This is a genomic window from Sanguibacter sp. 25GB23B1 (genome assembly GCF_040012415.1).
Lineage (GTDB): Bacteria > Actinomycetota > Actinomycetes > Actinomycetales > Cellulomonadaceae > Sanguibacter.
On the sequence record NZ_JBDYKL010000045.1, the window covers coordinates 14,095 to 28,630 of the forward strand.

At 69.4% G+C, this 14,536-nt stretch carries 11 protein-coding genes; 4 read left to right on the plus strand and 7 right to left on the minus strand.

Going from position 1 to position 14,536, the window contains the following annotated elements; translation table 11 throughout:
• Nucleotides 1-877: 877 nt before the first annotated feature.
• The 4 genes from ABKW26_RS18470 to ABKW26_RS18485 form a co-directional block, all read right to left on the minus strand.
• The gene (locus ABKW26_RS18470) at nucleotides 878-1,366 is read right to left on the minus strand and encodes a hypothetical protein (protein WP_348595547.1); all 489 of its coding nucleotides are present in this window, start codon (nucleotides 1,364-1,366) and stop codon (nucleotides 878-880) included.
• A 119-nt stretch (nucleotides 1,367-1,485) separates the two neighbouring features.
• On the minus strand, nucleotides 1,486-2,019 hold the full coding sequence (locus ABKW26_RS18475) for a DUF2199 domain-containing protein (RefSeq protein ID WP_348595548.1): 534 nt from the start codon (nucleotides 2,017-2,019) through the stop codon (nucleotides 1,486-1,488).
• A gap of 456 nt (nucleotides 2,020-2,475) precedes the next feature.
• Nucleotides 2,476-3,825, minus strand: a complete 1,350-nt coding sequence (locus ABKW26_RS18480) for a glycoside hydrolase family 68 protein (RefSeq protein WP_348595549.1) — start codon at nucleotides 3,823-3,825, stop codon at nucleotides 2,476-2,478.
• A gap of 445 nt (nucleotides 3,826-4,270) precedes the next feature.
• Entirely contained in the window at nucleotides 4,271-5,923 is a 1,653-nt protein-coding gene (locus ABKW26_RS18485; RefSeq protein WP_348595550.1) for a D-alanyl-D-alanine carboxypeptidase family protein, read from the minus strand.
• 577 nt (nucleotides 5,924-6,500) lie between these two features.
• Here ABKW26_RS18485 and ABKW26_RS18490 point away from each other — a divergent pair.
• The gene (locus tag ABKW26_RS18490; protein ID WP_348595555.1) at nucleotides 6,501-8,075 is read left to right on the plus strand and encodes a glycoside hydrolase family 32 protein; all 1,575 of its coding nucleotides are present in this window, start codon (nucleotides 6,501-6,503) and stop codon (nucleotides 8,073-8,075) included.
• A 21-nt stretch (nucleotides 8,076-8,096) separates the two neighbouring features.
• Here the strand turns inward: ABKW26_RS18490 and ABKW26_RS18495 are convergent, their stop codons facing one another.
• Together ABKW26_RS18495 and ABKW26_RS18500 are read right to left on the minus strand one after the other, a co-directional pair.
• Nucleotides 8,097-9,065 (minus strand): aldose 1-epimerase, encoded by a 969-nt coding sequence (locus ABKW26_RS18495; protein WP_348595551.1) that lies wholly within the window; start codon nucleotides 9,063-9,065, stop codon nucleotides 8,097-8,099.
• A complete protein-coding gene (locus tag ABKW26_RS18500; RefSeq protein WP_348595552.1) occupies nucleotides 9,062-10,156 on the minus strand; it encodes a LacI family DNA-binding transcriptional regulator in 1,095 nt (364 codons plus the stop codon). Before ABKW26_RS18500 ends, ABKW26_RS18495 begins: the two co-directional genes overlap by 4 nt.
• Nucleotides 10,157-10,318: 162 nt before the next feature.
• Between ABKW26_RS18500 and ABKW26_RS18505 the strand changes: the two genes are divergently transcribed.
• The 3 genes from ABKW26_RS18505 to ABKW26_RS18515 all read left to right on the plus strand — a co-directional run bounded on the left by ABKW26_RS18505 (nucleotide 10,319) and on the right by ABKW26_RS18515 (nucleotide 13,325).
• The gene (locus tag ABKW26_RS18505) at nucleotides 10,319-11,374 is read left to right on the plus strand and encodes a substrate-binding domain-containing protein (RefSeq protein ID WP_348595556.1); all 1,056 of its coding nucleotides are present in this window, start codon (nucleotides 10,319-10,321) and stop codon (nucleotides 11,372-11,374) included.
• A 218-nt stretch (nucleotides 11,375-11,592) separates the two neighbouring features.
• Nucleotides 11,593-12,549 carry an ABC transporter permease gene (locus tag ABKW26_RS18510; RefSeq protein WP_348595557.1) on the plus strand — a complete coding sequence of 319 codons (957 nt, stop codon included), beginning with the start codon at nucleotides 11,593-11,595 and terminating at the stop codon, nucleotides 12,547-12,549.
• Nucleotides 12,546-13,325, plus strand: a complete 780-nt coding sequence (locus ABKW26_RS18515; RefSeq protein ID WP_348595553.1) for an ATP-binding cassette domain-containing protein — start codon at nucleotides 12,546-12,548, stop codon at nucleotides 13,323-13,325. Before ABKW26_RS18510 ends, ABKW26_RS18515 begins: the two co-directional genes overlap by 4 nt.
• A gap of 76 nt (nucleotides 13,326-13,401) precedes the next feature.
• Here the strand turns inward: ABKW26_RS18515 and ABKW26_RS18520 are convergent, their stop codons facing one another.
• Nucleotides 13,402-14,418 (minus strand): DUF916 domain-containing protein, encoded by a 1,017-nt coding sequence (locus ABKW26_RS18520; RefSeq protein ID WP_348595554.1) that lies wholly within the window; start codon nucleotides 14,416-14,418, stop codon nucleotides 13,402-13,404.
• Nucleotides 14,419-14,536: the final 118 nt, after the last annotated feature.

The following is a 14,536-nucleotide window of genomic DNA, read 5'->3' on the forward strand; positions in this document are numbered from 1 at the left end:
ATGCGTCGCTTCTACGCTCCTGAGCCGCGACGTTCGCCAGCCGTCGAAGGCAGACGTCACAGAACGTCGTGGCTCGTTCGGGCTCAGGCCGAGTATGCCGTTTGCGTCGACTAGCTCAACCTCGTCGAGCGCGCGGGGGACGCCCGTTCATCGTGACGCCCGATCCGTCGGCGCCGACCACTTCTCGCGGGGTCCCTGCGACCTAATCTGCACGGACCCCACGACACGCCCGAGATCGTGCAAGGTGCAGCGGCGTGTCCGTGCAATCTGCGTTGCACGTCAACAAAACCTACGGACGGGCAACCTACATTGCACGATCCCCCATCTATGTAACATGACTGCGATTTTGCCAAATAGTGCCCATCTGATGGGGCGGATGTGTCAGGTCGGTGGACCCCAGGTTGGCGCGTAGTTGTTGCGTGGTGGGGCCGTAGTGGCGCCCTGGTGGGCGCCACTTACCGCGGATGTGCTCGGTGCGGGGACGCTCAGGTGCCGCGCGGCCCCACGACAGCTCGGTGGTAGGCGTGCACCTACTTTGCACGGACCCCGCGACACGCCCGAGATCGTGCAAAGTACAGCGGCGTGTCCGTGCAATCTGCGCTGCACGTCGACACTTTGTTGTGGACGAGCAACCTGCTTTGGGCGCTCGCCCATCTATGTAACATGACCGCGATCTTGTCTGATCTTGCCCATTAGATGGGGCGAAGATGTCGAGGTGGTTGCTCCTCGGTGGTGGCGAAGTGTTTGGGTGTCGGCAACGTGGTGGACGTACGTGTGCACCAGTATGCGGGGTGCGGCCGAGATGGTTGGGGCATGGAGTGTCACGTGTCTTGGCAAAGGCGCTGTCTGGCTGTGGTGAGAGCGCGGCTTGCCATGTCTACTCCCGGCGTCGGAGGTTTTCGCGCGCCGCGTGCCGCACCGCCTTCGTGCGGCCGTGTTCGGCCAGCACCTGGAGGGTCTCCGCTGTCGCTCGTGATGCAGCAACTCTCCGCTGGAGCCAGTCCGACCATTCGTCGATCGTCGTCGCGTCGACGTCTGGGAGATGAGCTGCGGATTGAGCCGAGCTTCTCAGCACGCCGATCTCACGCGCCCTCCGCTCGACGAACCCTCGATCGTCATGAGGCAGAAGGTCAATCCAGGCGCGCCCTTGCGCTTCGTCCACCACCTCGAGCGCCCCGACTACGACGGAATGGACGAGGCTGAAGTCGTCCTCCTCGGGAAGCAGTCGCATGAGGCACGCGTGCTCGCCTGGATGCTCGAGTGCTCGTGAGTAGATCGCCCATCGATCGTTGTCATGCTCCAGGCAATCTGCCGAGACGTCCAGGCGCTCGGCCAGCAGTCGCAGCTGCTCCTCGAGCACAGTCACCAGCATTCACCTCCCGGTCGTCGCGACGCACGCCACCTGGCCCCAGCAGCACGCCGGTTCGACCATGGTGAACGCCCTCTGGGTATGGACTGCTTGTCTGTCATCGTCGGTGAGCCGTCTCATCCGTGAGGGAGGAGCTGGCCTATCCGAGCGGTCAGGGCGTTCCAAGTGAGGCCGTCGCGCTGCTCGACGGCGAGTGGGTGCTCGGTCGGCTCGACCTCGATGAGTGGTCGCGTACCGACCGGTTGGGTATGCACCATGGTCTTGAGGTTGAGCGTCGACTCGGTGAACGTGGGCAGCTCGGTCGAGAGCCACCCGAACATAGGGTCCGCAGTCTCGCGCCCGGGTGTGTCCCAGGTGTCCGCTGTCGCCCAGAGGTTTTCCTCGCTCAGCGAGACCCACACGCCCCACTCGAAGTGCTCGTCCCGGCCGATGAGCGGAACAACGATCAGCCCACGGATGAAGAAGTGCTCGCCGTGGATGACGCAAGCGTCGCTCGTGAGCTCACAGTCCGGTTGCCCTACGAGGCCGTCTGACCAGAGCGCCGGCGCGACGGTGTGGAACGACAGCGGCAGGTCTGCGTGCCACTGGCCGCAGTCGGCGCACTCGAACCCGGCGGGCGGAGAGGAGTCGGACGGGAACGGGGACGTCACGCGGGTAGCGTACGGCCCGTCGTTCGTCTCGCCAAGAAGTCGCGGCGGCGCACTCGAGCGGCCGCGTGGGTCGTGGGTGATGCTCTCACCGGCAGACCGGCCAGGGCGGTGGTTGCCCTGCGACCTACTTTGCACGAAGTTCATGACACGCCCGAGGTCGTGCAAAGTACACCGGAGTGTCCGTGCAATCTGCGCTGCACGTCAACAGTTCTTGTGTAGACGTGACCCTCGTCTGCGTGTTCGCCCACCTGTGGAACACGACCACTGCTCTTCCCGATTGCGCCCATCGGGCGCTGCCGCCCCTGGCGCGGACGGGCCGGGGGCGGCAGCGCGGCAGCGGTGGGTGGTGCTATCCACCGAGGGAGAGGGACGGCCGGTAGGCCGCCCCCCTCCCTCACGCGAGCTGCTGGTTCGTCGAGCAGCGCTGCTCAACGGTGTCGCCGAGTGTTCTGCGGCTCAGTAGCCGCCACCGGCGGCCTGGGCCGGGTCGAACCATGCCATCGCCGGGATGTACCCGAACGGCAGGACGCTCTCCAGCCACGTCTCTGAACCCTCCACGCCCAGCCCCAGCGTCGGCGCCAGCGTGCCTCCGTAGATCGGGCCCTCCGGGCCGGGCAGGGTGTCGATGAAGCTCTCGACGAGCATGTTCGGCATGACGTAGTGCGAGTAGTTCTGCAGCGGCGCGTCGGCCGGGTTGCCCAAGACGAGAGCGCTCTCGTTGAGCGGCTTGTAGTTGCTGCGCAGACCCGGACCCACGAACCCGTACAGTCCATCCGGTCCGGTCAGGCCAGGAGCGAACGTGAACTCGTGGCTGATCGTCCACAGGTAGTACTGGCCGTCCCGGACCACGAGGTGCGGCCGCTCGGTCTGCTGGTTGACGCACTCCGCCGACAGCAGCGGGGGCAGGAGCTTCCACTCCGTGAAGTCCGCGCTCTCCAGACTCATGAGCCCGATGTTGCCGGTGTAGAAGCGGGCATCCCGCGGGACCACATGCCCAGGCGGCACCTGGCCGACCTCCCGCGCCTGGCACCGGTGCGTCCCCGCGACGCCACCGTTGTTGCCCTCGAAGAGGGCGTAGATCTGCTGGTCGACCGGGTCCCGGAAGACGAACGGGTCACGGAACGCGTAGATGATCGGACCGGCCTGGGATTGCTCGAGGGTCTGGTACAGGTCTCCGTCGGCCTCAGCGATGATCGTGTGGTTCTCGAAGCCGGTGAACCAGACCCGTTCGTCGTCGGCGTGGATCTGGCCGGCCGAGTGGGCAAGCCGCTGGAGGGCGTCGGTGGGGTCGATGCCGCCGTCGTCGCGGCCCGATGCCGTGTAGAAGGCGTGGACGGTTCCGTCGTCGTCGATGATCGTCGAGCCCGCCCACTCCCGGGAGCCGAACGAGGAGCCCTCGGGGAAGACCTCCCCTCCGTAGGTCCAGCTCTGCCCGTCCTGGGAGTAGAAGAACCCGATCTTGGCCTGCCAGTGCCGGTCACCGAAGAAGATGTCCCGCGGCGCGACGAGCGAGAAGATGACGTTCCAGTCCCCGAAGGCGATCGGCTCCATGTTCAGGTCGGTCAGCGGCCAGGTGTCCCAGACCCAGACCTCGTCCGTCATGATCGGGAACTCGTTCGGGATGCGTGGTGTCGTGTTGGTCGAGTCCGGGGCGATCTTCAGCGCCTGGCCCCTGGTCCAGTTCGCGGTGTACGAGGACCACTCGGGGTCGAACACGGCCTGGGTCGAGACGCCTCCGTCCTTCGCACCTCGGTCCGACGGGTCGTCGGTCGCGGCCGTCGCTGCCAGCGGCAGCTGAGCGGTCACGAGCAACGCCCCGGCAACGGCCCCCAGGGACATGCTTCTGAGCAATCGGTTCATGGTTCCCCCAATATTCGTCGACGCGAGTCGCCTCGGTTCGTCCTTGAGGACGCGTCGTCAGCGCGCCGACCACTGTGTCGTCGCGCACGTGCCAGTGATGGTGCCGACTGGGCGGCGGTAGGGGCGGCGTCGTTGCTTGCCCCGCCTGGCCGGCCAGCGCTTCAGAAGGAGGCCGGTGATCCCACTATCCACGGGTCAGCAGCCGGTGGCAAGAGCTAGGTCATATGCGGACAATGGTGCCGCATCGCCCGTTCGGGCGACGGCTGAGGTAGCCGCAGGTCGGCGCGCGTTTCATGCCCATCAGTCACGCAGGGTCGCCCTGGTCCTCGAAGGCGTGTCGTGGTGTGCACCCCACGCGGTTCCGATCCCCGCGCTCGTGCTCACCCCACATCTAGCTCCGCTCGACCTCACATGCTCCGGCCTCGGCCGGCGGGATCGGACCGGTGCCATCGGTCGACGGCGTCTGAGCACCGGACGGAGGGCCTTCTGAACCCGGGAGCCCCGCACGTGCTGGGGGCACCTCGGCCGGCGGACTCCCATCAGGGGATGCGCTGCCCACGGGTGCGTCCGCCTCGAGCGACTCGCTCTCACGAGCCGGGACCTCGGCGTCTGCACCGTCCTCCGCGGGCACGTCCTCGTCAGCGAGCGGACACTCCCCGATGGGTGGGTTCTCTTCCGAGGGTGGGTTCTCTTCGGTGGGTGGGTTCTCTTCGGCAGGTGGGTTCTCTTCGGAGGGCGGGGTTTCCTCGGAGGGTGGGTTCTCCCCGTCTGGTGGAGGTTCCTGAGGCGGGTCCTGCTCTGTCGGTGGTGGCGCCTCGGCCGGTGGCGTGCTCGGTCCCGGGGGAGCGGGCGCTGCAGGCGGTGTCGGCGGCTCGGCGCTCGGCGGGATCGAGGGGACCACGGGTCGTGGGGGGCCGGACGTCTCCGCTGGTGAGGGTTGCTCGACGGTCGGACCAGCGACGGGCCGGTCCGACCGGATCCACGGGGGCAGTCCGCTACCGGGCTCCGGGGGCGCGCCGGTGCTCCCGCCGTCGTCGTAGCCGCTCCACGTCCCGAACTCCCAGTGCCACGGCTCTTTCGGGCCGCGTCCCCCCGGTTCCATCATGGGAGGGTGGTACCAGCCGAAGGCGGGGGCGTGTGCCTTCATCCACAGGTAGCCTGGCGCGTCGAACTGGCCGAGACCACCCATGTCGTAGAGGTCGATCGCGATCCCGCGACCGTGGTTCGACCTGCCTGGAGCCGCGGCCAACCCTCCGTGCTGCTGCTTGATCGCCGCCTGCCTCTCGTAGCTGCGGTAGCCGCTGTAGACACGCAGCTCCCGGCCGTTCGCGGCCCGGTAGGCGCGGGCGAGACGATCGAGCGCCTCGGCCGCGTCGCAGCGCAGGAAGATTCCCGGGGCGGCGTCGGGCGAGCACAGGACGCCGAGAGGGATGGCGCCGTTCGGCCAGGCGTCCGCGGTCGCAGCGGAGCGCTGCAGCCTGAGGGCACTCTCGTCGGCCGGCACGCCCTGTGGTTCGGGCTCGGACACGAGGGACTGCTCGACCCGCAGGGCGAGCACGGACACGTCGGCGGCCACGTCCAGGAGCTCGTGGGAGAACCGCCTAGCCGCCACGACCGCCCGTGCGATCTCGTCGGGGCCAGCCACACGGGCCCATCCGGTCGGCTGACCCCACCCAGCGGTGGCCTGCGTGACCAGACCGCTCAGGTGGGTCCGGGCGGCCGAGAGCGCCTGCACGTCGACGGCGGTCGTCTCCAGGGACGCTCCGCCCGGTGAGCCGGTGTACGCCGTTCCGACCTCGGCGACGGAGCCAGGCTCCATCGCGGCGGAGGTGACCGCCTCGGCCGCACGGTCGCCCACCTGGACCGCTGACCCGGCGACCGCGAGGGCCTCGGTACGCTCCCTGAGCGTCCACCCGTGCGCCTGCGTGGTCAGGCGCGCCGTGGTTACCTCTGCTGTCCGCCAGACGGTGGCGGGCGCCGCCCTGACGGCCGACACGATGTCGTCCGAGCGGGAGTCCGGTGACGTCGGCGCCGCGCTGGTCATCCCGCACAGCGTGGCGAGCACGATGCACGAAGCCCGCCACCCGGCCGTCGAGACCTGTGTGCGGCGCTCAGACCGGCGGATCGCGGGGGTCATGCGGCGACCACCGGGGAGAGCCGGCCTCCGTCGCGGAGCGGCGCGTCCTCCGGAAGCAGCAAGCCTCGTCTCATGAGTGTGGCTCCTTTGCCATCAGTCAGGAACACGCTCTGCCCGCGAGACTGGCCCGGCGGGAAGGAACCGGGGACAAGACGTCTCTACCTGACCCATTCTGTCCCTTGCTGGCCGATATCACCACAACTCGGAGCGACCGAAGGCGTCTGCGACGTACAGAGTGGACGCGAGACGACCTTTTGTCCGCGCCAGGGAGTCGTGCCATCATGGGCGGATCGGCCCCTCGGGCCGGTTTCGCGCTCTTGCCAGCCGGCTGCTCAGGCTGCACGTGCCGGTCCGTCGTCGGACCGGGCGCTCGTCGTCCGCTGGGGCCTCGTGCTCCTCTGCACACACCAGGACCTCGATGCTCATGAGACCTGTTGCGGCATCGTCGATGCGATCCGGGCGCTCGCTGTGTGCCATCGGCGCGGTGCTCGCGCTCGCCCTCGTCGGGGCGTGCAGCACGGAGACGGAGCGCCAGCCCGCCTCCCCTTCGGAATCTGCCTCAGCACCTCAGACCGGGACGGATCACTGGCGACCGTCCGTTCACTTCACGCCTACCGAGAACTGGATGAACGACCCCAACGGGCTCGTCTTCCACGAGGGTCTCTACCACCTGTTCTTCCAGTACAACCCGGAGGGGAGCGACTGGGGCAACATCTCGTGGGGGCACGCGACGAGCACCGACCTCGTGCACTGGGACGAGCAGCCCGTCGCCATCGAGGCGACAGCAGAGGAGATGGTCTTCTCCGGGTCGATCGTCGTCGACACGGAGAACACCTCAGGCCTCGGCACCGTCGAGGACCCGGCCCTCGTCGCGCTCTACACCAGCGCCTACGGCGAGGGCGCCGTCAAGGAGCCCGGCGTGCAGGCTCAGTCCCTCGCCTACTCCCTGGACGACGGGCAGACCTGGCAGAGGTACGAGAACAACCCGGTCCTCACGCTCGACCCGGACTCCGAGAACTTCCGCGACCCGAAGGTCTTCTGGTACGAGGAGGGCGGCTACTGGGTCATGGCGACCGTCGTCGCCGATGCGCAGGTGGTCAAGCTCTACCGGTCGGACGACCTCATCGCCTGGAGCTGGCTGAGCGACTTCTCAGGTGTGGGCGCGGGCGCGGACGACCCGGGGATCTTGTGGGAGATGCCCGACCTCTTCCCGCTCACCGCGGACGACGGGAGCGAGCACTGGGTGCTCCTGCTGAGCATCAATCCTGGTGGCCCCGCCGGAGGATCCGGTTCCCAGTACTTCGTCGGGGACTTCGACGGGACCTCCTTCGTCTCGGACGCCCCGGCCCCCGAGGGCGAGGTAGACGCTCTGTGGTTGGACTACGGGGCCGACTTCTACGCCGCGACGACGATCTCCGGCGCGCCCGACGACGCGCTGATCATCGGCTGGATGAGCAACTGGGACTACGCCGGGGCCGTTCCCACCTCGCCCTGGCGCGGGGGCATGGCTCTCCCTCGGCGACTCACCCTCCTCGCGCGGGACGACGCCGCACCCCGGCTCGCATCGAGCATCGCGCCGGCAGCCCGCACTGCGATCGAGAGGTCGTCGACCAGCAGCACCACCGACGACCTCACGGTCGACGGCGAGATCGCACCGCTGCCGACAGAGCCCTGCGCGCCGGTCCAGCTCATCGACGTCCGTCTCGAGCCGGGCGGTGCGCAGCGTGCAGGGTTCGTCGTGCACGGGTCCGCCGACGGCGACCGGGGGGCACGCATCGTCTACGACGCGGACGTCGGGGCCCTCTCCGTCGACCGGACCGAGGCCGGGACGGCCGTCACACCGGGCTTCGCCGGCGTGCACTCCGCCCCGGTGGAGCTGCGCGACGGAGCGCTCGACCTCACGGTCCTCGTCGACCGGGGTTCGGTCGAGGTCTACGCCGACGGTGGTCGCGTGGCGATCACCGATCTCGTCCTCCCCGCCGAGGGGGACGCGTGCACCAGCGTCTTTGCCGAGGGAGGTGCCGCGACCTTCGCCAGCATGACCGTGTCCACCAGGTGATTCGGCCATGACACCTCGCGATCAGCGACGAAGACCGTGGGCGCCCACGCTGAAGCGGAAGCTGCGCGCCTCTCCCGGCGCGAGGCGGATCGCCTCGGCACAATCAGGTCGGTTGAACGCATCCGTCATGGCTTCGACGGGTTCGATCGCCACTGCGGCGCGACGCCCACGGGCGAGCGTGTCACCGGTGAAGACGTGGACCAGGCCCTCGTCCTGATGGAGGACGAGCCCGGCTCCCGTGGCCGGATCGGTCAGAGTCGTGGACGCCCGCCCGTGGACCCGCTGGAGCCCGCCGAACGCGGCGTCCACGACAGCACCTCCGACGGGCCGCCACCGCACTGCGTCCTGCGCCACGAAGGCGCGTCCGGCCGCGAGGGGGAGGAGACGGTCGTCCGTCCGGACCGCCATGGTCGCCGGCACGTCGAGGTGCAGGCGGTCGACGTCGTCCGCACCCGGCAGCCGGAAGTACGGGTGCCAGCCGCTGGCGAAGGGCGCGACCTCGGCACCCACGTTGGTCCCCGTGATGGCGACGTCCAGCGTTGTGGGGCCCAGACGGTACTCCACCTCGACGTCGACCTCGAAGGGGTAGCCGGGGGCCGTGCCACCCGCCAGTGCACCGCAGCGCAGAACGGCGACAGCCATCTCGTCCGTCTGGTCGAGCCGGGCGAGAGAGAACGGCTCGGTGCGCACGAGACCGTGGTAGATCGTCCTGTCCGCACTGCCCGGCAGCAGGTCGTGATGGACGCCGTCGAACACGTACCGCGCGTCGGACACCCTGTTGCAGAAGGGAGCCATCACCCCGTTGCGCACACCGTCCTGGCTCCGCATCTCCTCGGCGTCACGGTAGCCGTCGACCAGGTCGACGAGCTCTCCGTCGTGCGGCACGAGCCACCGCAGGACGGTGGCCCCGAAGAAGGCGACCTCCAGACGCGCCTCGCCTGCGCGAAGGACGACCTCGTGCGCCGAGCTCCCCTGCTGGTGCGGGCTCACGGTCTCTCGTCCCGTCCTCGGGACGACGTTCGGCCGCCGCCGACCCGGATCTCACCGGATCCGCGCTGCACGAGCCGGGTGGGCACGGTCAGGTGCTGCGCTTCCTGGTCGTCGCCGTCGAGCCGGGCGAAGACCCGTTCGGCCGCCGTCCGGCCGATGGCGGTCGGGTCCTGTGCCACCACCGTGACGGCCGGTTCCATGAGGTCGGCGAGGAGGAAGTCGTCGAATCCCACGACCGCGACGTCATGGTGCAACCCCAGGGAGCGCAAGGCACGGATGGCCCCGATCGTCACGAGGTTCTGGCTGGTGAACAGGGCCGTCGGGGCGTCGTCCTCGCGGAGCAGCCGGTGTACGGCTGCGTACGCGACCTCGGCGTCGTGCAGGTCGTCGACCACCCATCGCTCGTCCACCGGCACGCCGGCCTCGGCCATCGCACGCTGGTAGCCCTCGCGTCGGTAGCGGGCCGTCGCGATGGTGGACAGGTCGCCGAGGTAGGCGATGCGCCGGTGACCCCCGCCGAGCAGGTGCGCGGTCGCACCGGCGGCGCCGGCGGCGTTGTCGACCAGGACGGTGTCCACGTCGATGCCGGTCGGTGGTCTGTCGACCGTGACGACGGGCGTGCCGGCGCGGAGCTCGGGGACCAGGTGGGCCTGACCGCCGGACGTCGGGGAGACGATGAGGCCGTCGACGCGTCGGGAGGTGAACGCCGCCACGAGGGCTCGCTCCCGCTCGGGCTGCTCGTCGGTGCTCGCGGTGAGCACGGCGACCCCGCGCTTCTCCGCGACGTCCTCGACCGCTCGGTGGATGGCCGAGCAGAACGGGTTGTCGACGCTGGCCAGGATGAGCCCGAGACTCCTCGAGCGTCGCACGGAGCGCCGCAGGTTCCCGGCGGACATGTCGGGCTGGAAGTCCAGCTGGGCTGCTGCGGTGGCGACCCGCTCGGTCAGAGCGGGCGAGACACCCGGTTCACCGTTCACCACGCGGGAGACGGTCTTGATCCCTACACCTGCGAGAGCGGCGACGTCGCGCATCGTCGCGCGCCTCCCCGCGGGCGGGCCGACCACGGACGCATCCCGGGACAACGTTGTCATGTCGTGATGGTAGCCGATGACCCAGGGGTTGACCTCGGGCGGCACGGCAAGGTACAAATTGCCTCGACAACGTTGTCAAGGCGGAAGCGCCGCTCCTACGGAGGCAGACCGATGATGGACACACGAGGACGTACCTTCACCCGCCGCACGAAGCCCGCAGTCATGGTCTTCGGAGTCGCCGCCGCACTGCTGCTGGCCAGCTGTTCCTCCGGAGACGGGGACACAGGAACCGACGCCGGGGACGACGAGACCGTAGCCGTCTCGCTCATCGTCAAGACCACGACGAACCCGTTCTTCCTCGCGATGCAGGAGGGTGCCGAGCAGGCAGCCGAGGAAGCCGACATCGAGCTGACGTTCGCCGCCGGCCGGGAGGACGGCGACGAGGACACCCAGATCCAGGCGATCGAGAACGCCATCTCGCAGGGCCAGGCAGGCATCCTCATCACGCCGAACGGTCCCGCCGTGGTCGACGCGATCGAGCGGGCGCGCGACGCGGGCCTGTTCGTCATCGCCCTCGACACGCCTCCGGACCCGCCGGAGGCCGTCGACATCACCTTCGCGACCGACAACTTCGCGGCCGGCGAGCGCATCGGCGAGTGGACCGCAGCCACCCTGGACGGCGACGAGGCAGTCATCGCGATGCTCGACCTCTTCTCGAACCAGATCGTCACGGTCGACTACAACCGTGACCAGGGGTTCCTCACCGGGATGGGGATCGACACCGTCGACCCGGCCGTCAACGGTGACGAGGCGGAGACCGGGACGTACTCGGGCGGCGACTACACCATCGTCTGCAACGAGGCCACGGACGGCGCCGAGGACGGCGGGACCACGGCGATGGAGAACTGCCTGTCCCAGAACCCTGACATCAACGTGGTCTACACGATCAACGAGCCGGCGGCCTACGGGGCGTTCCAGGCGTTGGAGAGCGCCGGGAAGGCTCCGGAGGACGTGCTGCTCGTCTCGGTCGACGGTGGCTGTGCGGGCGTCGGGTACGTCGAGGACGGCATCATCGACGCCACCTCGCAGCAGTACCCGGTGCGGATGGCCGAGGAAGGCATCACCGCGATCGCGGAGCTGGCCCGTGGCGGTGAGGCTCCGCAGAACAGCGAAGGGCTGTCCTTCTTCGACACCGGCGTGGCCCTCGTCACCGACAACCCGGTCGAGGGCGTCACGAGCATCGGCGTGGACGAGGCGAAGGACATCTGCTGGGGCTGACGCCTCCGGGCCGGGCGGCACGTCCGCCGTCCCGGCCCGCCCCGGCGCCACCCCTGGCGCACCACTCAGCAGGACCACGAACGACGCCCTCCAGGAGGAGTGACGTGAAAACCCACCCGCCGTCCGCCACAGCCCCCACCGGCAGCGCTGCCGCTGCATCTCCAGACCGTCCCGACCCAGCAGACGAGTTCTTCCGCGAGCAGACCGTCGCCGGCCGCATCCAGTCCGTCCTGCACCGGTACCCGGCACTGAGCCCAGCGGTGGTCCTCCTCGCCTCGGTCATCGTCTTCGGCCTGATGAACGACCGTTTCCTGCGCCCGGAGAACCTCTCCCTCATCACGCAGCAGGTCGCGGTGGTGGGCGCCCTGGCCGTCGGCCAGACGCTCATCATCCTCACTGCGGGGATCGACCTCTCCGTCGGGGCGGTCATGGTGCTGAGCACCATGGTCATGGCCCAGACCGCCACCGCGAACGGGGTGCCTGCGATCCCCGCGCTCGCCGTCGGCCTGCTCGTCGGCCTGGCTGCCGGAGCGGTCAACGGCCTCCTCGTCACCCGGCTCAAGCTCCCACCGTTCATCGCGACGCTGGGCACGCTCAGCGTCTTCACCGCCCTCACCCTGCTCTACTCCCGCGGCGCGACCGTCCGCGGCGGCGAGCTGCCCGGGCTGCTGACGTGGACCGGTGAGTCGTTCACCGTCGGCGGCGTACGCGTCACCATGGGTGTGCTGGTCATGCTGGCCCTGTACGCCGTGGTGGCCTACGCGTTGAGCAGGACCGCGTGGGGTCGGCACGTCTACGCCGTCGGTGACGACCCGGAGGCCGCAGGCCTCGCCGGCATCTCCGTCAAGCGTGTCCTGCTGAGCGTCTACGTCACCGCGGGAGCCGTGTTCGCCGTGGCGGGGTGGATCCTCGTCGGACGGATCAACGCCGCCAGCCCCAACGCCGGCACCGACGCCAACCTCGACTCCATCACCGCTGTCGTCATCGGAGGCACGAGCCTCTTCGGCGGGCGCGGAGCGGTCTGGGGAAGCCTCCTCGGCGCGCTGATCGTCGGCGTCTTCCGCAACGGCCTCTCGCTGGCCGGCTTCGACCAGCTCTACCAGACCCTCGCCGTCGGCGTGCTGGTCATCGTCGCGGTCAGCATCGACCAGTGGATCCGGAAGGGGCGTGCATGATGACCGACCTCCAGGGACGCCAACCCGTCCTCCAGGCGAAGAACATCGTCAAGACCTTCGGCCGTGTCGTCGCGCTCGACGGTGTCGACCTCGAGCTCTACCCCGGCGAGGTCCTCGCCATCATCGGCGACAACGGAGCAGGCAAGTCCTCTCTCATCAAGTGCCTGTCCGGTGCGTACACCCCCGATGCCGGGGAGCTGCTGCTCGACGGGAAGCAGGTGCGGTTCGACAGCGCCCAGGACGCGCGTGCTGCAGGCATCGAGACCGTCTACCAGAACCTCGCCGTCTCGCCGGCCCTGGACATCGCCAGCAACCTCTTCCTCGGTCGTGAGGTGCGCAAGCGGGGGGTGCTCGGCTCCGTGTTCCGGATGCTCGACAGCAAGGGCATGCGCGAACGCGCCGAGGAGCAGGTGAAGGCGCTGGGAATCACCACGCTGCAGGACATGACGCAGCCCGTGGAGAAGCTCTCCGGGGGTCAGCGGCAGGCGGTCGCGGTCGCCCGTGCGGCCGCGTTCGGCTCCAAGGTCATCATCCTCGACGAGCCGACCGCAGCCCTCGGCGTGCGGGAAGGGGGCCAGGTGCTGCAGATGATCAGCGACCTGCGCGACCGCGGGCTGCCCGTCATCCTCATCAGCCACAACATGCACCACGTGTTCGAGGTGGCCGACAGGGTGCACATCCAGCGCCTGGGACGGTGCGCCGCCGTCGTGACCCCCCAGACCCACTCCGCGAGCGAGGCGGTCGCCATCATGACCGGAGCCCAGCGCGCGGCCTGACCCGCCCTCTTCGCACCGCTGGGCTCGGGGAACCGGCTCAGCGGTGCGGGCGCCTGCCCCGTGCTCGGTGACAGCGTCAGACCGCGGCGGTCTGCTCCTGCTCACGAAGAGCCTGGTCCACGGCCGCCTGCACGCGGTGGTCCTCGGCCAGCCGGCGCCGGTTGCGAGAGCGGCGTGCCACGAGCACCAGCGTCACAGCGCCGCCGACGACCACGACGAGCAGGCCGAGCGCCGACCACGGCACGGCCCAGGTGCCCGCGCTGGTCTGCACGGGGGCGATCTCCGGCGCCTGACCGGCCACCGCCGGCACGGTCGCGGTCACCTCGCTGGTGGCGGTGAGCCAGACGGTCGGCAGGACGCTCGACACCGACACCGACACCGGCCAGGTCTCGCCCGGCAGCAGCTCCGGCACGGTGCCGACGTCGGCAGTCTCGACGGGCAGCACCCCCCACGGCCCTGACAGGGTCACGCCCTGCCCGGCGGCCAGGCGGGTGTTGCCGGCGTTGCGCACCGTGAAGCTCACCAGCGCGGTGCCGCTGCCGAAGGGATTCACCGCGCCGGCATAGTCCACCACCAGGTCATCGACCACCAGAGCCGGTGCCAGCTCCCCCTGCACCCGGACGTGCATCCGGACTCCCAGCCGACGGTCCACGGTGATGCCCTCCTCGAGGTCAGGCTGAGACAGGGTGGTGAGTATGCCGCCGGCGTAGTCGCCGGGTGTGGCGTCGGCCGGGATCGTGACGGTGAACGGCACCTCGACGGATGCTCCTGGCGCGATCTGCAGGGTGTCTTCGGCGATCGCCGCCCAGCTGCCCACCGCCACCGAGGGGGTGTCCTGGGTGACCAGGTCCAGCACCCCGCTGGCCGTCGTGAAGCCGTCGGCCGGGTAGACGGCCAGCTGCAGGGGTTCGGAGTCGTGATTCGTCACGATGAGCGCGTCGTCGACGAGCTCGCCCGGGTTCAGGGTGTACGCGAAGCTGTCCCTGTCGGCGCCGTTGTCGTTCGATGCCGTGCGCACCCCCCAGGTCACGTCGCTCTCGCTGGCGTCGGCTGGGCCGGGCGCGCCGAGACCGGCGGCCGCAATCAGGGTCACCACCACGGCGGAGAAGAGAACACGGGCGGGTAGAGGTCCGGACCGTCGATCGGGCATCTGTCTTCCTTGAAGGTTGGGAGCGGAGTCCGGGGGGGGGGGGGGGGGGGGGGGGGGGGGG

Coding starts and splice junctions, on each gene's coding strand:
- ABKW26_RS18485 (WP_348595550.1), bottom strand. CDS start 5,923: ATGACCAGCGCGGCGCCGACGTCACCGGACTCCCGCTCGGACGACATC.
- ABKW26_RS18500 (WP_348595552.1), bottom strand. CDS start 10,156: ATGACAACGTTGTCCCGGGATGCGTCCGTGGTCGGCCCGCCCGCGGGG.
- ABKW26_RS18505 (WP_348595556.1), top strand. CDS start 10,319: ATGGTCTTCGGAGTCGCCGCCGCACTGCTGCTGGCCAGCTGTTCCTCC.
- ABKW26_RS18515 (WP_348595553.1), top strand. CDS start 12,546: ATGATGACCGACCTCCAGGGACGCCAACCCGTCCTCCAGGCGAAGAAC.